Below are 15,876 nucleotides of genomic sequence, written 5' to 3'. Positions count from 1 at the left end.
ACACCCCCAGAAACCGGAGGGTGGGTGAGCAACCCGCTACGTGGTGGCGGGGCGTCTCGGCGGACGGTGGGCGCGGCGGGTGCGGAAGCGACCGGGGCCGGCCAGGCAGGCGTAAGAAAGCACGTAGTTCTAGGCGGGGACCGTCTTGTGGGCGGCGTCGATCGTGGCCGAGCCGACGACGGCGTCGCCGTCGTAGAGAACCACGGCCTGACCGGCGGCGATACCGCGCGCCGGGGCGTGGAGGCGGACGATCCAGCGGTCGCCGTCGGGGGACGCGGTGGCCGGGAACACCTGGCCGTGGGCGCGCAGCTGGGCGAGGCACTCGAACGGCTCGGTGCGCGGGCCGTTCGTCCAGACCGGTCGCACGCCGACGACCTCGTCGACGTCGAGGGCCTCGGCCGGACCGACGCGGACCGTGTTCGACACCGGGGAGATGTCGAGGACGTAGCGGGGCTTGCCGTCGGCGGCGGGGCGGCCGAGCTTGAGGCCCCGGCGCTGGCCGACGGTGTACGCGAAGGCGCCGCTGTGGCTGCCCAGCACCTCGCCGGTGGTGTCGTCGACGATGTCGCCGGGGCTGTCTCCGAGGTGCTTGCGCAGGAAGCCGGCCGTGTCGCCGTCGGGGATGAAGCAGATGTCGTGCGAGTCGGGCTTCTCGGCGACGCCGAGGCCGCGGCGTGCGGCCTCCTCGCGGACCTGCGCCTTGGTGGAGTCGCCGAGCGGGAACATCGCGTGCGCGAGCTGGTCGGGACGCAGCACCGCGAGGACGTACGACTGGTCCTTGCCCTCGTCGACGCTGCGGCGCAGAACGCCCTGCTCGAGCCGGGCGTGATGGCCGGTGACGACCGCGTCGAAGCCGAGCGCGATCGCGCGGTCGAGGACCGCCTCGAACTTGATCTTCTCGTTGCAGCGCAGGCACGGGTTCGGCGTGCGCCCGGCCGCGTACTCGGCGACGAAGTCGTCGACGACGTCCCGGCCGAACTCGTCGGCCATGGCCCAGACGTAGAACGGGATGCCGATGACGTCGGCGGCGCGGGACGCGTCGCGGGAGTCCTCGACCGTGCAGCAGCCGCGGGCGCCCAGGCGGTGCTGCTGCGGGGAGGGCGAGAGCGCGAGGTGGACGCCGGTGACGTCGTGCCCGGCGTCTTTGGCGCGGGCAGCCGCCACCGCGGAGTCGACCCCGCCGGACATCGCCGCCAGCACGCGCATTTCCCTGCTCCTCCCGATTGGGCTCGGTACGAGCGTACCGGGGCGCGCCGCGCGAGACGTCGTGCGGTTTGGCGAGCTATGGGTCGCCGGACCGCACACCGCCTCGGGCGGCTACGAGGGCCGGACGGACCTCGGGCGGACGTCGGTGATCAGGCCGTACTCGATGGCGTCGTCGGCGGTCAGGAACCGGCCGCGACGGAAATCGGCCTCGATGTCGTCCAGCGGCCTTCCCGTCAGCTCGGCCAGCCTCGCGTGGAACGACTCGACGAGCTTCTGGTTGGCCGCCGCCTCGCCGGCCAGCTCTCCGGCCGTGCCGGTGATCGACGGCAGCGACGGCTCCGACAGCCGGAACCGTGCGTGCGGGTGCGCGTACCGCTCGGCGACCGCGGTGAGCAGCGCCAGGCTGCCGCCGCCCAGCTCGCCGACGACCAGCGCGTGCACCGGGACGGCCAACGCGTCGAGCGTGTCGACGACCGTCCAGACCGCGGAGAGATCGGCCGTTCCGCTGTTGAGCCGGAGCGTCACCGGGCGGGTCGTGCGCGTGTCGAGCAGCAGCAGCCGGGACGCGATCCGGTTCGCGGAGTCGGCGTCGATCGGGCCGTTGACCTGCACGATCCGCTGGTCGAGGAGGCGGTCCTCCCAGAGCTCGCGGACGTCCTCGGCCGGAGACTGCGGAGGCTGCGGAGGCTGGGGCGGCGGGGTCGGCGGCCAGAACGGCTGGGGCCGAGGGGTCTCCGGCGGCTGGGGCGGCGGTTGCCAGCCCGGCGGGCGCCACTCGGGTTGCGTCGGCTCGCCCGGCCAGGGGCGGGACGGGCGCTCGGGAGGGAACCAGGTTGCGGAAGACATGAGGATCACCACCGTCGATCGTTGGGGTTCCGCGGGGTAGGTGAGTCGCCGGCCACCGGCGAGGTAGGCAGATGCGCCGCCGCCGGCCGCACCGGCGCCGCATCAGGCCCCGCACCCACCCCGGGATCCGGACGAAAACCCGGCGCGACGACGCCGGGGAACGGGCGCACCGGCGAAGCGAACGGCCGACCCGCGGAATGCCCGGGCTCGAACCGCAACGACACGTCGAGCCGCCCGCCCAACGCCTCGGCGTACCGATCCAGCGTCGACATCCGCGGATCCACCTCCCCCGCCTCCAGCCGGGCCACGGACGACTGCGACGTGCCCATCCGGGCCGCGACCTCGGTCTGCGAGAGCCCGGCGGCCCGCCGCTGGTCGGCCAGCGCACCAGCGGTCTCCCGCCGACGCCGCAGCGCCGCTTCCCGCATACCCGGCATCCGGGGCAGATCGTCGTCCATATCAAGAACGGTATCTCGAAATTGAGATACCGTCACTCAGCCGAGAGCGAACCCCGACCCAACTCAGGCTTTGCGGACCGCCCCGGCCCGGCGGGCCCGCTCCACGACCCCGGCGATCTCCGCCACCAGCGCGTCCACGTCCGCCTCGGTCGACGTGTGCCCGAGCGAGAACCGCAGCGAACCGCGCGCCCGCTCGATGCCCGACCCCATCGCGACCAGCACGTGACTCGGCTGGGCCACGCCGGCCGAGCACGCCGACCCGGTCGAGCACTCGATTCCACGCGCGTCGAGCAGCATCAGCAGCGCGTCGCCCTCGCAGCCCGGGAACGAGAAGTGCGCGTTGCCCGGCAACCGATCGCACCGCGACCCGTTCAGCACCGCGTCGGGCACCTCGGCGACCAGCCGCGAGACCAACGAATCGCGCAGCCCCGACACCCGCTCCGCGTACGATTCCTGCGCCTTCACCACGGTCTCGACCGCCACCGCGAACGCGACGATCGCCGGCGTGTCCAGCGTGCCCGACCGGACGTCGCGCTCCTGGCCGCCACCGTGCATCAGCGGGACGCACGGCACGTCCCGCCCGAGCAGCAGCGCGCCGACGCCGAGCGGGCCCCCGACCTTGTGCCCGGTCAGCGTCAGGGCGTCCACACCGGACGCGGTGAAGTCCACCGGCACCTGCCCGACCGCCTGTACCGCGTCGCTGTGGAACGGCACCCCGGCCGCCCTGGCGATCGCGGCCAGCTCGGCGATCGGCTGCACGGTGCCGACCTCGTTGTTCGCCCACATCACGGTGACCAGCGCGACGGCGTCCCCATGTCGTTCGAGGGCGTCGGCCAACGTCGACGGGGCCACCGTCCCGGAGGCGTCGACCGGGAGCAGTTCGACGGTCGCGCCCTCGCGGTCGCGGAGCCAGTCGACCGCGTCGAGCACCGCGTGGTGCTCGACCGCGGAGGCGAGCACGACCGTGCGACGCGGATCCGCGTCGCGCCGGGCCCAGAAGATGCCCTTGACGGCCAGGTTGTCGCTTTCGGTGCCGCCGCCGGTGAACAGCACCTCGGACGGTCTGGCCCCGAGCGCGGCGGCGAGCCGTTCGCGCGCCTCCTCCACGGCCCGCCGGGCTCGACGCCCGGCCGCGTGCAGGGACGAGGGGTTGCCGACGGAGCCGAGTGCGCCGGTCAGAGCGGCAACCGCCTCCGGCAGCATCGGCGTGGTCGCCGCATGATCGAGGTACGCCATGGCACCCTTCAGACTATCGGGCGCCGACGCTCACCCGGCGCCGAAGCCGGGCCGCGACGAGGATGGCGCCGACCGCGATCGCCGCCATCACGAGGTTGCTCGAACCGATGGCCGTCGGCAGCCCGAACGCCCCCGCGGTGGCCGCCGCCACCACGGCCCCGGTGAAGCCGATCGTCAGCGAGCTGAGCAGCGCGTCGGCGATCTGCATGGCCGCGCTGTTGCGGCCGCGGTCGTCGGCCGACGAGAACTCGAGCAGCAGCACCGAGAGCGACGGCATGATCAGGCCCATCCCGAGGCCGCCGACGATCCAGGCCGGGTAGGCCACCCAGCCCGACCCCGGCGTCCAGGCGACGAACGCCATCAGCGCGCACGCGACCGCGACGCACCCCAGGCCGGTGCCGACGACCAGCGACCGGGCCACCGACGGATACCGCCCCTGGATCCACGACGCGCCCGACCAGCCGAGCGCGCCGATCGTCAGCGGCAGGCCGGACGCGGCCGGGCTCCAGCCGTGCACCGACGCGAGCGTGAGCGGGACCAGCGCGTCGACCGCGAAGAACGAACCGGCCGCCAGCCCACGCAGCAGGACGACGGTCGGCAGGCCCGAGCGCGCCGTCGCCGTACCGACCGGGAACAGCATCCGGATCGCGACGACGATCGCGGCCAGGCCCACCAGCGCCAGCGGGACCGCAACGACGTCGAGCCGGTTGCCCGCGACCTGCAGCAGGATGACGCCGGCCCCGGCGAGCAGCGCGAACGGCCACCGCGACCGGCCACCCCCGCGATAGGCCGCCGACGCCCCAGCCGCCTCGCGCGGCGGATCCGACGGCAACCGGCGCAGGCCGGGCAGCACCAGCGCGGCCCCGACCACCACCAGCGGCACCAGCCCGAGGAACACCAGCCGCCAGTGCGCGTGCTCGGCCAGCGTGCCCGCGACGACCGGACCGACCAGCGACGGCAGCACCCAGCCGACCGCGGTCATCCCGAACACCCGGGGGTGCAGCTCGGGCGGGTACCCGGCCCCGATCAGCACGTACATGACGACGATCAGCACGCCGCCGCCCAGCCCCTGCACCATCCGCCCGGCCACCAGCTGGGCCATCGTCGTCGCGGTGCCGGCGATGACCAGCCCGGCGCCGAACAGCACCAGCCCGGCGATCAGCGGCTTGCCCGGCCCGATGCGGTCGGAGATCTCGCCGGCCAGCACCATGCCGAGCAGGTTCGCGACCATGAACGCGGAGAACGGCCAGGCGTAGAACGCCATGCCGTGCAGCGACTCGACGACCGTGGGCATCGCGGTGGTGACCGACATCGCTTCGAACGCCACGATCAGGACGATCAACAGGATCCCGGCGGTCGTCGCGCGCAGCCCCTTGCCGAACACAGTGGGTAAGGGCGGCGCAGCGGTCGATGTCACCCTATGAACGTTACGACGACGCTACGACGGATTTTCCGTACTGTTCGCACGATCACGAACGGCCGGGCCCCCTGGACAGGGAACCCGGCCGTGTGCGCAAATTCAGCCCTTGCGCTTGCGGACCTCGTCCGCGGCCTGCGGAGCCACCGCGAACAGGTCCCCGACGACGCCGAAGTCGGCGAGCTCGAAGATCGGCGCCTCGGCGTCCTTGTTGACCGCGACGATCGTCTTCGAGGTCTGCATTCCTGCCCGGTGCTGGATCGCCCCGGAGATGCCGAGTGCCACGTAGAGCTGCGGCGACACGGTCTTGCCGGTCTGCCCGACCTGGAACTGGTGCGGGTAGAAGCCCGAGTCGACGGCCGCGCGCGAGGCCCCGACCGCGGCGCCGAGCGAGTCGGCCAGCTCCTCGACGACCTTGAAGTTGTCGGCCGAGCCGACGCCCCGGCCACCGGAGACGACGATGTTCGCGTCGGTCAGCTCCGGGCGCGAGCCGCTGGACTCCACGACCCGGTCGAGGATCTTCGCCTTGGTCGCGGACTCGTCGAGGGCCACGTCCACCGGGACAAGCTCGCCGGCCGCGGGCGCCGGGGACGCGTCCACGGCCCCGCCCTTCAGCACGTAGATCGGCGTGCCGGTCGTGACCTTGGACTTCACGATCCACTGACCGGCGAAGATCGCCTGGGTCGCGGTGTCGCCCTCGAGCCCGACGACGTCGTAGAGCAGGCCCGACTCGAGCTTGACCGACAGCCGCCCGGCGATCTCCTTGCCTTCCGCAGTAGCGGCGATCAGGATCGCGGCCGCATCCGTAGCAAGGGAAGCCAGGATCGACGCCTTGGGCGCCACCAGGTACGAGAGCACGTCGTCGGACTCGGCGGCGTAGATCTTCGCCGCGCCGAACTCCTTCAGCGTGTCCGCGTAACCGGCGGCCGTGCCCGGCGTGCCGACGACGACCGCCGACGGCTCGCCCAGCGCCCGTGCCGCGGTGAGCAGCTCGGTCGTGATCTTCTTGACGGCGCCGTCGACGTGCTCGACGAGAACCAGCACTTCAGCCATTGGTGTGATCCTCCTCAGACGATCTTCTCGGCGGCCAGGTACGCGACCAGCTTCGAGCCGGCGTCGCCCTCGTCGGTGATCTTCTCGCCGGCCGCACGCGGCGGCCGCGGGTTCGCGTCGACGACCGCGCTCGTGGCGGCACCGGCTCCGACCGAGGCCGCGTCCACCCCGAGGTCCGCGAGGGACTTCGTGTCGACCGGCTTCTTCTTCGCGGCCATGATGCCCTTGAACGACGGGTACCGCGGCTCGTTGATCGTGTCCCAGACGCTCACGATCGCCGGGGTCTGCGCCTCGACGACCTGGTAGCCGTCTTCCAGCTGACGCTCGATCGTGAGCGTGCTGCCGTCGACGGTGAGCTTGCGGGCGCCGGTGAGGCCGGCCACCCCGAGGCGCTCGGCCAGCATCGCGGCCATCGCGGCCGCGCGGCCGTCGGTCGACTCGGCGCCGGAGATGACGAGGTCCCACTCCAGCCCGGACAGCGCCGCGGCCAGCACCTTGGAGGTGGCCAGGGCGTCCGAACCGTGCAGCGCGGGGTCGTTGACGTGCACCGCGCCGTCCGGGCCCATCGACAGGGCCTTGCGGATCGACTCGGTCGCCTTGTCGGGACCCATCGTCAGCACGGTGACGGTCCCGCCGACCGCTTCCTTGACCTTGAGAGCCTCTTCGATCGCGTACTCGTCCATCTCGTTGATCACGAGGTTGGCCGAGTCACGCTCCACGGTCTTGTCGTCTGCGCGGAGAGACCGTTCGGTACCGGAGTCCGGAACCTGCTTGACCAGTACGACGATGTTCATGGGTCTGTTCAGACCTCCTGCTCAGGTCGCGCGCACGCTGGGTAATACAGTCACGAGTGATGTTACCCGCCGGTAGCATTCTTGTGCATCCGGGGCTTGTTAGCCATATCACCACGTCCGGGCGGCTACGTCAGCGTGTCTCCGCTCACGCATCGGGCCCGCGCGGCGGTGCACTACAGTGCGCGCGGTGGAAATCGTGGCGGACAACTACCGGTTCCGGCGGCACGAGGTCGCGTACCTGGCCGCTCGTCCCTGGATTCGCGGTGCGACCGTGCTCGAGGCCGGGGCGGGCGAGGGCTACGGCGCCGACATCCTCTCCCGGGTCGCCCGCCGGGTGATCGCGGTCGATCCGGACGCGGCCGCGTGCGAGTACGCCGCCAAGGCGTATCCGGGCCTCACCGTGACCAGGGCGAACCTCACCGAGCTGCCGATCGCCGACGGCAGCGTCGAGGCCGTGGTGAGCCTGCAGACCGTCCACCGGCTGGCCGACCGGCCGGGGTTCGTCGCCGAGTGCGCGCGGGTCCTCCGCTCGGCCGGCACGCTGGTCGTGAGCACGCCCAACAGCGGTGAGGTCGACCTCCCCGACCTGCTCGCCCCACACTTCCGCGTCGACCGCCTGTACGGCGTCCACCCGCGCCGCCGGCTCCGCCGCCGCAACCCCGCGACCGTGTCCCACCGCGACTTCCACTTCGCCGAGAACACGACGGACGACGCCCTCGACCTCTTCGCGATCGCCATTCGAATCTAGGGTGGCCGGGGTGGACTCTCGACTGCGTGCACTGGCTGATCTGGACGTCGCCGGAACCCGCGAGGGGTGTGGGCGGCACGAGTACGACGGCACCGTGCAGGACCTGTCGCCGGACGGCGTCCGAATGGGGCTGGCGCGCCTGAACGACGGACCGGCGTACCCCGACCCGCACGACGAGGCGCACGTCGTCGCGTTCGAGCAGCGGGCCCGGGTCGCCCTCGGCGACCTCGCGCTGCACCGCCGGAACCCGCTCGCCCACCTCTCCAACCTCGACCTGGCCTGCTACGACCGCGAGTACGCCCCGGCCGCCGAGCGGGCCGAGGCCCGCGCCAGGCACCTGACCGGCTGGCCGGACGCGGTCGACGCGTCGATCGAGGCGCTGGACGCCGTGCCGGCCGCGGTCGCGGAGGCGAGCCTGGGCAGCGCGACCGGCCTGGCCGCGGGCCTGGACCCGGTCAAGGACGCCAAGGCCCTGGCGGCCCAGCAACGCCTGGTCGAACACCTGACGAACGCGGCCGCCACCAGCGAGGCCCCGGTCGAACTCGGCGCCGACGGGCTGACCGCGCTGCTCTCCAGCGCCGAGGCCCTGCCGGTGAACCTGACCGAACTCGCCGCCGCCGGTCAGGCCGAGCTCGACCGCCTCCGGGCCCTGCTCGACGACGCCTGCGCGCGGATCGCGCCCGGGCAGCCGACCGCCACCACCGTGCGGACCCTGCTCGCCGACCACCCCGACATCAGCGGCGTGATCAGCACGGCCCAGGCCGAGACCTACGAGGCCATCGCCTGGAGCAACGCGTCCGGCCTGTTCCCGGAGACCGACGGCGAGTGTTACGTCGGCCCGGCGCCCGAGTCGCGGCAGTGGGCGATGGCGATGATGGACTGGGCCGCGCCCTTCGAGCCCGACGCGCCGTCGTGGTACCACGTCACGCCGCCCGACCCGGCCTGGCCGGCGGCCGAGCAGGCCGAGTGGCTGTCGGTGTTCAACTCCTCGAGCCTCCCGGCGATCACCGTCCACGAGGTCGCGCCCGGCCACTACACGCACGGCCGGGCCCTGCGCCGGCTCGACTCCGACGTCCGGCGGCTGCTGCTCTCCGACGCGTTCGTCGAGGGCTGGGCCCACTACGTCGAGGAGGTGGCGCTCGAACAGGGGTTCCGCGACGGTGACCCGCGGTTCGCGGCCGGGGTCGCGCTCGAGGCGCTGGTGCGGGTCGTCCGGCTGCTCTGCGCGATCGGGCTGCACACCGGGTCGATGACCGTGCCCGACGCGACCGCGCTCTTCACCGAGCAGGCGTTCCTCTCCGGGCCGGCCGCGCTGTCCGAGGCCCGGCGGGGCACGTTCGACCCCACGTACGGCCGGTACACCTGGGGCAAGCTCGTGCTGCGCGACCTCCGCGCGCGCACGCGGTCCGACCTGCGAGAATTCCACCAGGCTCTGCTCTCGCTCGGCGCGCCCCCACTCGGTCTGGCCCACGTCGTCGTCGAATAAAAAAACTTTCGGAGACGTGTCGAATCCCGCGGTCGTCGTTCGGCGTACCGGGTGAAGCACCACGACGAGCCCGAACGAGGAGCACCCCATGGGATACATCAAGGCCGGTCTGTTCATCTCCGTCGACGGCGTGATCGAGGCGCCGGAGACGTGGCACTTCCCGTACTTCGACGACGCGATGGGCGCGGCCGTCGGCGGGCTGATGGACAACGACGCCACGCTGCTCGGCCGGCGCACCTACGACGGCTTCGCCGAGTTCTGGCCCAAGGCCGACCCGAACGACCCGATGACCGCGCAGATGAACGGCGCGAAGAAGTACGTCGTCTCGACCACGCTCACCGAGGCGACCTGGGAGAACACGACGGTGATCAGCGGGGACGTGGCCGCCGAGCTGCGCGAGCTGAAGAAGGGCACCCGGCTCGGCGTCACCGGCAGCGCGAGCCTCGTCCGCTGGCTGGTCGAGAACGCGCTGATCGACGAGCTGCACCTGCTGGTCCACCCGATCGTCGTCGGGCACGGGCAGAAGCTGTTCGGCGCCGACGGCCCGACCGTGAAACTCTCCCTGCTGTCCTCGACCACGTTCGGCACCGGCGTCGTGCACGCCGTCTACGCACCCGCGGAGTGAACTGATGCGCTACATGCTCATGCACTACGAGACCCAGGCCGACGAGGACGGCGTCAAGCCGACGCCGGAGACGATCGCGAAGGTGGGCGAGTACGTCCAGGAGCTGTCGATGTCCGGCGTGCTCCTGGCCGGCGAGGGCGTCGCGTCCAGCAAGCAGGGCGCCCGGCTGGAGGTCGAGAACGGCGACGTCCGGGTGATCGACGGGCCGTTCGCCGAGGCCAAGGAGCTGATCGGCGGCTTCGCGATCCTCGAGGTCGACTCGTTGGCCGAGGCGATCGAGCACGCCCGCCGGTACGCGCTGCTGATCGGCGTCGAGCGGGTCGACGTCCGCAAGGTCAACGAGTTCGACGACCTGCAGTGACCGACGACCGGATCGATGTCCTGTGGCGGGTCGAGTCGCCACGGGTCATCGCCCGGTTGATGCGTCTGGTCGGTGATCTCGACACCGCCGAGGAGCTCGCCCAGGACGTCTTCGTCTCCGCGATCGAGAAGTGGCGGAGCGAGGGCGTCCCGGACAACCCGGCGGCCTGGCTGAACACCACCGCGAAGTTCCTGGCGATCGACCGGCTCCGCCGCCGGGACGTCCAGCGGGGCAAGTACCGGCTGGTGGCGGCGTCGGAGCCGGAGACGTACGAGGTTTCGGAAGACCAAACGCTCGCCGACGACCTGCTCGGGCTGATCTTCATGGCCTGCCACCCGATCCTGTCGCCGGACGCGCGGTCCGCGCTCACGCTCAAGCTCGTCTGCGGCCTGAGCACCGAGGACGTCGCCCGCGCGTTCCTGACCCCGGTCCCGACGATCGCGCAGCGCATCGTCCGGGCCAAGAAGACCTTGGCCGCGGCCAAGGTCCGCTTCGAGCTTCCCGACGACCGGAAGCCTCGTACGGACGCCGTCCGCGAGGTGATCTACCTAGTGTTCAACGAGGGTTACGCGGCCACCAGCGGAGACCGGTGGATCCGGGGCGACCTGTGCGCGGAGGCACTGCGGCTGGGCCGGATGCTGGCCGCGCTGACCCCGAACGACACCGAGACGCTCGGCCTGCTCGCGCTGATCGAGATCCAGGCGTCCCGGCTGCGGGCCCGGGAGACGCCGGACGGCGAGCCGATCATGCTCGACGACCAGGACCGCACCCGCTGGGACCGGCTGCTGATCCGGCGCGGCCTGGCCACCCTCGACCGGATCGAGCAGCTCGGCGGCACGACCGGCCCGTACGCGCTGCAGGCGGCGATCGCGTCCTGCCACGCCAGGGCGGCCCGCTACGAAGACACGGACTGGGAGCGGATGACCGCGCTCTACGACGGGCTGGCCCGGATCAGCCCGTCGCCGGTCGTGGAGCTCAACCGGGCGGTCGCGACTGCCCGGGCGTTCGGCCCGGCCGCGGGTCTGGAGGTGCTCGAGCCGCTCTTCGCCCTGCCCAGCCTGGCGCAGTACCACCTCCTGAACGCCGTAGCCGGTGACCTGCACTGCCGCCACGGCGACCACGCCACCGCCCGCGAACACTTCCTCACCGCGGCCGCCCGGACCCAGAACGCGGCCGACCGCTCGACGATGCAACGCCGGGCGTCCGAGTGCGCGGCCGGACATTCCTAACCGGCGTTGGCGATCATCGAGTCGGCGAACACCTCGTAGCCGTTGGGGCCGCGTCGCTTCGACACGTACATCGCCGCGTCCGCTCGGCGCAGCAGCGCCTTGGCGTCCAGCGTGCCCGGGTCGGCCAGCGCGATCCCGATGCTGCACCCGACCCGGGCACCGCTCTCCCCGGGCGGCTGGGCGTCCGCGATCCCGGCCAGGATCAGCCGGGCCTGGGCCTCCAGCTGCTCCGGCCCGGCCACGCCGTTGCACAGCACGACGAACTCGTCGCCGCCGATCCGCCCGATCACGTCCCGCTCCCGGCCGGTCGACTCCAGGACCCGGCTGACCAGCTGCAGTTTCTCGTCCCCGGCGGCGTGCCCGTGGTCGTCGTTGACCTGCTTGAACCCGTCCAGGTCGAGGAAGAGCAGCCCGACCGGGTACCCGCCCTCGGCCGCGCCGGCCAGCGTCTGCTCGATCATGAGCTTGACCGCCGAGTTGTTCAGGACGCCGGTCAGTTCGTCGTGCGTCGCCGCGTACAGGATCTGTTCCTGGGCGGTCCGCCGGTCGTGGATGTCCCGGTGGTGGCCGACGATCGCCCGCACGCCGGGGTGCGTCAGCAGGTTGCGGGTGACGAACTCGTGCCAGCGCCACGACCCGTCGGCGTGCCGGATCCGCAGCTCCCGGGCGTGCACGACGTCCGGCTCGGCGCGGATCCGGGCGTTGAACTCCGCGGCGGCCGCGTAGTCGTCCGGGTGGAGGTGCGTCCACAGGCCGTCGCCGAGCAGGCTCGCCGGGTCGTGCCCGGTGATCCGCGCGGCGGTCGGGCTCACGTAGACGACCTGCCCGTCGGCGTCGGTCAGCGTGATGATGTCGGCCCCGTCGTACAGGAGCGCCGCGAAGCGCTCCTCGCTCGCGCGGAGGGCGCCCTCGCTCGCGCGGAGCGCGGCTTCCGCCTCTTCCCTCCGGCGGACGGCCTCCCCGAGCACCGCACTCGTGCTGACGACGCCGAGCCCGATCAACAGCGCGACCCCGTGCCCTTCGGGGAGCGGCAGGTAGCTGAACAGCCCGCAGCCGATCGCGACCTGGCCGATCAGCAGCGACACCGCACTGCACACGGCCAGCGGCCGCCAGGCCCGGGAACCGTCCTGCCGGACGAACCGGGACAGCACGTTGAGGTGCGCGACGGCCAGCATCGCGCCCCAGCCGATCGCGTAGATCAGCGTCGTGTTGATCGCGATCCGCGACCCGACGCGCAGCCACAGCCGCTCGCCGGTCCCGCCGCCCAGCCGGTCCTGCACCCCCGGCTGCTGCAGGACCGCGCCCGCCCCCAGCAGCGCGACGAACACCCAGAACGGCGTGGGGCCGACCAGGTCGAACAACCGCAGCACGGCGAGCACGAGTAGCACGACCACCTGCTCGGCCGCGTTGCGGAGATGGCGCAACGGGCTCACCCGGCCACGGCCGGCATCGATCCGGCGGAGAGCTCGTACCCGTTCCGCCGCCGGCGCTTCGAGGTGTACATCGCCGCGTCGGCCCGGCGCACCAGGCCGCGGGCGTCCACCTCGCCCGGCTGGGCCAGCGCGATGCCGATGCTGCACCCCACCCGCGTGCCCCCGTCGTCGGGCGGCTGGGCCGCGTCGATGCCCTGGATGATCGCCGCGGCGATCGCCTCGGCCTGCGCGCTCCCGCCGACGCCGTTCAGCGCGACGACGAACTCGTCGCCCCCGAGCCGGCCGAGCACGTCCCGCTCCCGGCCGCACGTCCGCAGCACGTCGGCGACCAGGCGCAGCCTCTCGTCACCGGCCGCGTGCCCGAGGACGTCGTTGACCTGCTTGAACCCGTCCAGGTCGAGGAACAGCAGGCCCACCGGGTAGGAGTGCCCGAGCGTCTCCTCCAGCGCCAGCTGGAACGCCGACGCGTTGAGCAGGCCGGTGAGCGCGTCGTGGGTCGCCGCGTAGGCGATCCGGTCCTGCGCGGTCCGCCGGTCGTGCACGTCCCGCTGGTGGCCGACGACCGCGTCGACCTCGGGACGGTCGAGCAGGTTGCGGACCACGACCTCGTGCCATCGCCAGACGCCGTCGGCCCGCCGGAATCGCAGCTCGGCCGAGTGCTCGGTGTCCGGCTGCTCGCGGATCCGGGCCCGCAACTCGTGGGCGAGGTCCCGGTCGTCGGGGTGGATGAGCTTCCACAGGCCGTCGCCGAGCAGGACCTCGGGCTCGTGTCCGACGACCCGGGACGAGTTCGGGCTCACGTACCGCAGGACGCCGTCCCGATCGGTGAACGTGACCATGTCCGACCCGTCCTGGACGACCGACCGGAACCGTTCCTCGCTCCCGCGCAGCGCGGTCTCCACCTGCTCGCGGGCCCGGACGGCGGCTCCGAAGAACCGGCAGGCGAGCACGGTGCCGGCCGCGACCAGCACGGCCACCCCGTGCACCTGGGGCTCCGGGAGGTAGCTGTACAGGCCGGCGTTGATCGCCAGCTCGCCGAGCCCGATCGTCACGGCGCTGCACACCGCGGCCGGCCGCCAGGCCCGCGAGCCGGACTGGCCGGTGAACTCCGACAGCAGGACGAGGTGGGTCACGGCCAGCACCGGGCCCCAGCCGGTCGCGTAGATCGTCGCGGTGTTGACCAGGTACCGCATCGCGACCCGCGGCCAGAGCCGCCGGCTGAGGTCGCCGCCGCTGAGCGCGCGGTGCAGCGCCGGCTCGTGGAACGTCGTTCCGACGACGACGAGCACGGCGAACACCCACAGCGGGGTCGTCCCGGCCAGGCCGAGCACCCGCAGCACGACGATCAGCGACATGACGACGGTGCCGACCAGCACCGAGTGGGCCAGCGCCCGGGCTCGACGCGACAGCACGCCCACCCATCGGCGGGCTAGCCGCGGACTGAAGCCAAACGCGTGGTCAGGAAGTCCCGCTCGGCCGGGTTGTCGGCCAGCGCGATCGCCGACTCGTAGGCCGCGGCGGCGTCCCGGTCGTGACCGAGCCGGCGGAGCAGGTCGGCCCGGGTCGCGTGCCAGGCGTGGTACGGCACGAGGTCGAGCGCGTCGACGGCCGTCAACGCGGCCGCCGGCCCCTCGACCTCGGCCAGCGCGACCGCCCGGTTCAGTGCGACGACCGGCGACGGGGCCACGACCATCAGTTGGTCGTAGAGCGCCAGCACCTGCCGCCAGTCGCTCGCCGGGCCGTCGGTGTGCACGGCGTTGATCGCGGCCAGGATCTGGTAGTAACCCGGGCGCTGGAGCTTCAGGCACTGCCGGACCAGGTCGTGCCCCTCGTCGATCGACGGCCGGATCCACCGGGTACGGTCCTGCTCGGCCAGCGGTACGAGTGTCGTCCCCTCGAACCGCGCCGGCCGACGCGCGTCGGTCAGCAGGAGCAGGGCCAGCAGTCCGGACGTCTCCGGCTCGTCCGGCAGCAGCTGCCGGAGCAGCCGGGCCAGCCGGATCGCCTCGGCGCAGAGCTCGCCCCGGAGCGGGACGTCACCGGTGGTGGCGAAGTAGCCCTGGTTGAAGACCAGGTAGACGACGGCCATCGCCGAGCTCAGCCGGGACGGCAGGTCGGAGGCGAACGGGACCCCGAACGGGATCCGGGCCGCCTTGATCTTCCGCTTGGCCCGGGTGAGACGCTGCGCCATCGTCGTCTCCTCGACGACGAACGCGGCCGCGATCTCGGCCATCGACAGGCCGACGACCAGCCGCAGCGTCAGCGCGACCCGGGCTTCGACGGCCAGCGCCGGGTGGCAGCACATGAAGATGAGCCGGAGCCGGTCGTCGTCGACCGCGCCGAGTGGATCGGAGTCGGGCGGGGTGAGCATGGCCGCCTCCTTCTGGCGGGCGTCCCGGGTGGACTCGCGTCGGATCCGGTCGATGGCCCGGTTGCCGGCCGTGGTGACGAGCCAGCCGCCGGGGTTCGGCGGCAGCCCGTCCCGCCGCCAGGTCTGCACCGCGACGACGAGCGCCTCGCCGGCCGCTTCCTCGGCGATGTCGACGTCGGAGAAGCGGCGGACGAGCGTCGCCACGACCCGCCCGTACTCGGCCCGGACGATGCGCTCGATGTCCTCGTCGGACGCGGTCATTCGCTCTGGAAGGGCCGGACCTCGACCTTGCCCGCGCACGCCTTCGAGCCCTTGGCCGCCCAGCGCAGCGCCTCGTCGAGATTCTCGGCCGTGATCACCCAGAAGCCGCCGATGTGCTCTTTGGTCTCGGCGAACGGGCCGTCGGCCAGGATCGTCTCGGCGCCGGTGTTGTCGACGGTCGTCGCGGTGTCCCGGGGCATCAGGCCGCCGGCGAACACCCAGGCGCCGGCGTCCATGACCTCCTGGTTGAACGCGCCGACGGCCTCGAACTGGGCCTGCATCTCGTCCGGGGGAAGCTCCGGGTACCCGCCGACGTGCCAGACCGAGAGCATGTACTGCTGTGCCATGACTG

16 protein-coding genes are annotated in these 15,876 nt (G+C 72.6%); 5 read left to right on the top strand and 11 right to left on the bottom strand.

The genetic code is table 11. From position 1 onward, the window contains the following. Positions 1-129 precede the first annotated feature (129 nt). From mnmA to FL583_RS14730, 7 genes are all read right to left on the bottom strand, one after another. On the bottom strand, positions 130-1,206 hold the full coding sequence (gene mnmA, locus FL583_RS14760; protein WP_142705200.1) for a tRNA 2-thiouridine(34) synthase MnmA: 1,077 nt from the start codon (positions 1,204-1,206) through the stop codon (positions 130-132). A gap of 111 nt (positions 1,207-1,317) precedes the next feature. Further along, entirely contained in the window at positions 1,318-2,052 is a 735-nt protein-coding gene (locus tag FL583_RS14755; RefSeq protein ID WP_142705199.1) for an ATP-dependent Clp protease proteolytic subunit, read from the bottom strand. A gap of 5 nt (positions 2,053-2,057) precedes the next feature. Then, positions 2,058-2,510: a helix-turn-helix domain-containing protein gene (locus FL583_RS14750; RefSeq protein WP_142705198.1), complete on the bottom strand. Its 453-nt coding sequence runs from the start codon at positions 2,508-2,510 to the stop codon at positions 2,058-2,060. A gap of 63 nt (positions 2,511-2,573) precedes the next feature. Continuing rightward, positions 2,574-3,746 (bottom strand): cysteine desulfurase family protein, encoded by a 1,173-nt coding sequence (locus FL583_RS14745; RefSeq protein ID WP_142705197.1) that lies wholly within the window; start codon positions 3,744-3,746, stop codon positions 2,574-2,576. A gap of 13 nt (positions 3,747-3,759) precedes the next feature. Continuing rightward, entirely contained in the window at positions 3,760-5,163 is a 1,404-nt protein-coding gene (locus FL583_RS14740; protein ID WP_205752146.1) for an MFS transporter, read from the bottom strand. A gap of 102 nt (positions 5,164-5,265) precedes the next feature. Next, positions 5,266-6,216 (bottom strand): electron transfer flavoprotein subunit alpha/FixB family protein, encoded by a 951-nt coding sequence (locus tag FL583_RS14735; RefSeq protein ID WP_142705196.1) that lies wholly within the window; start codon positions 6,214-6,216, stop codon positions 5,266-5,268. Positions 6,217-6,230: 14 nt separating this feature from the next. Next, the gene (locus FL583_RS14730; RefSeq protein ID WP_142705195.1) at positions 6,231-7,010 is read right to left on the bottom strand and encodes an electron transfer flavoprotein subunit beta/FixA family protein; all 780 of its coding nucleotides are present in this window, start codon (positions 7,008-7,010) and stop codon (positions 6,231-6,233) included. Between the two features lie 187 nt (positions 7,011-7,197). Here FL583_RS14730 and FL583_RS14725 point away from each other — a divergent pair, with 187 nt between their 5' ends. From FL583_RS14725 to FL583_RS14705, 5 genes are all read left to right on the top strand, one after another. Then, the gene (locus tag FL583_RS14725) at positions 7,198-7,758 is read left to right on the top strand and encodes a class I SAM-dependent methyltransferase (protein ID WP_170323650.1); all 561 of its coding nucleotides are present in this window, start codon (positions 7,198-7,200) and stop codon (positions 7,756-7,758) included. Between the two features lie 10 nt (positions 7,759-7,768). Then, the gene (locus FL583_RS14720) at positions 7,769-9,244 is read left to right on the top strand and encodes a DUF885 family protein (RefSeq protein ID WP_142705193.1); all 1,476 of its coding nucleotides are present in this window, start codon (positions 7,769-7,771) and stop codon (positions 9,242-9,244) included. Between the two features lie 88 nt (positions 9,245-9,332). After that, complete coding sequence (locus tag FL583_RS14715; RefSeq protein WP_142705192.1) at positions 9,333-9,869, top strand: dihydrofolate reductase family protein; 537 nt, start codon at positions 9,333-9,335, stop codon at positions 9,867-9,869. A gap of 4 nt (positions 9,870-9,873) precedes the next feature. Beyond that, positions 9,874-10,230 (top strand): YciI family protein, encoded by a 357-nt coding sequence (locus FL583_RS14710; protein ID WP_142705191.1) that lies wholly within the window; start codon positions 9,874-9,876, stop codon positions 10,228-10,230. Continuing rightward, positions 10,227-11,459: an RNA polymerase sigma factor gene (locus FL583_RS14705; RefSeq protein WP_205752145.1), complete on the top strand. Its 1,233-nt coding sequence runs from the start codon at positions 10,227-10,229 to the stop codon at positions 11,457-11,459. The genes FL583_RS14710 and FL583_RS14705 overlap by 4 nt, the downstream gene beginning before the upstream one ends. Here FL583_RS14705 and FL583_RS14700 read toward each other — a convergent pair. Genes FL583_RS14700 through FL583_RS14685 form a run of 4 tightly spaced genes read right to left on the bottom strand, consistent with a single transcriptional unit; the run spans position 11,456 to position 15,871 of the window. After that, complete coding sequence (locus tag FL583_RS14700) at positions 11,456-12,892, bottom strand: diguanylate cyclase (RefSeq protein WP_142705190.1); 1,437 nt, start codon at positions 12,890-12,892, stop codon at positions 11,456-11,458. The genes FL583_RS14705 and FL583_RS14700 overlap by 4 nt on opposite strands. Further along, positions 12,889-14,304 (bottom strand): diguanylate cyclase domain-containing protein, encoded by a 1,416-nt coding sequence (locus FL583_RS14695; protein ID WP_142705189.1) that lies wholly within the window; start codon positions 14,302-14,304, stop codon positions 12,889-12,891. Before FL583_RS14695 ends, FL583_RS14700 begins: the two co-directional genes overlap by 4 nt. A 17-nt stretch (positions 14,305-14,321) precedes the next feature. After that, the gene (locus tag FL583_RS14690; RefSeq protein ID WP_142705188.1) at positions 14,322-15,524 is read right to left on the bottom strand and encodes an RNA polymerase sigma factor; all 1,203 of its coding nucleotides are present in this window, start codon (positions 15,522-15,524) and stop codon (positions 14,322-14,324) included. Further along, a complete protein-coding gene (locus FL583_RS14685) occupies positions 15,521-15,871 on the bottom strand; it encodes a YciI family protein (RefSeq protein WP_142705187.1) in 351 nt (116 codons plus the stop codon). Before FL583_RS14685 ends, FL583_RS14690 begins: the two co-directional genes overlap by 4 nt. Positions 15,872-15,876 lie beyond the last annotated feature (5 nt).

This window comes from Cryptosporangium phraense, from assembly GCF_006912135.1.
GTDB classification, from domain to species: domain Bacteria; phylum Actinomycetota; class Actinomycetes; order Mycobacteriales; family Cryptosporangiaceae; genus Cryptosporangium; species Cryptosporangium phraense.
The sequence above is the reverse complement of the archived record's forward strand: the minus strand, read 5'-3'. Positions and strand labels throughout refer to the sequence as shown.

What these genes read in the sequence shown, in the direction of transcription:
- FL583_RS14690 (WP_142705188.1), bottom strand. Translation starts at nt 15,524, where the DNA reads ATGACCGCGTCCGACGAGGACATCGAGCGCATCGTCCGGGCCGAGTAC.
- FL583_RS14750 (WP_142705198.1), bottom strand. Translation starts at nt 2,510, where the DNA reads ATGGACGACGATCTGCCCCGGATGCCGGGTATGCGGGAAGCGGCGCTG.
- FL583_RS14715 (WP_142705192.1), top strand. Translation starts at nt 9,333, where the DNA reads ATGGGATACATCAAGGCCGGTCTGTTCATCTCCGTCGACGGCGTGATC.
- FL583_RS14755 (WP_142705199.1), bottom strand. Translation starts at nt 2,052, where the DNA reads ATGTCTTCCGCAACCTGGTTCCCTCCCGAGCGCCCGTCCCGCCCCTGG.
- mnmA (WP_142705200.1), bottom strand. Translation starts at nt 1,206, where the DNA reads ATGCGCGTGCTGGCGGCGATGTCCGGCGGGGTCGACTCCGCGGTGGCG.
- FL583_RS14710 (WP_142705191.1), top strand. Translation starts at nt 9,874, where the DNA reads ATGCGCTACATGCTCATGCACTACGAGACCCAGGCCGACGAGGACGGC.
- FL583_RS14730 (WP_142705195.1), bottom strand. Translation starts at nt 7,010, where the DNA reads ATGAACATCGTCGTACTGGTCAAGCAGGTTCCGGACTCCGGTACCGAA.
- FL583_RS14685 (WP_142705187.1), bottom strand. Translation starts at nt 15,871, where the DNA reads ATGGCACAGCAGTACATGCTCTCGGTCTGGCACGTCGGCGGGTACCCG.
- FL583_RS14735 (WP_142705196.1), bottom strand. Translation starts at nt 6,216, where the DNA reads ATGGCTGAAGTGCTGGTTCTCGTCGAGCACGTCGACGGCGCCGTCAAG.
- FL583_RS14745 (WP_142705197.1), bottom strand. Translation starts at nt 3,746, where the DNA reads ATGGCGTACCTCGATCATGCGGCGACCACGCCGATGCTGCCGGAGGCG.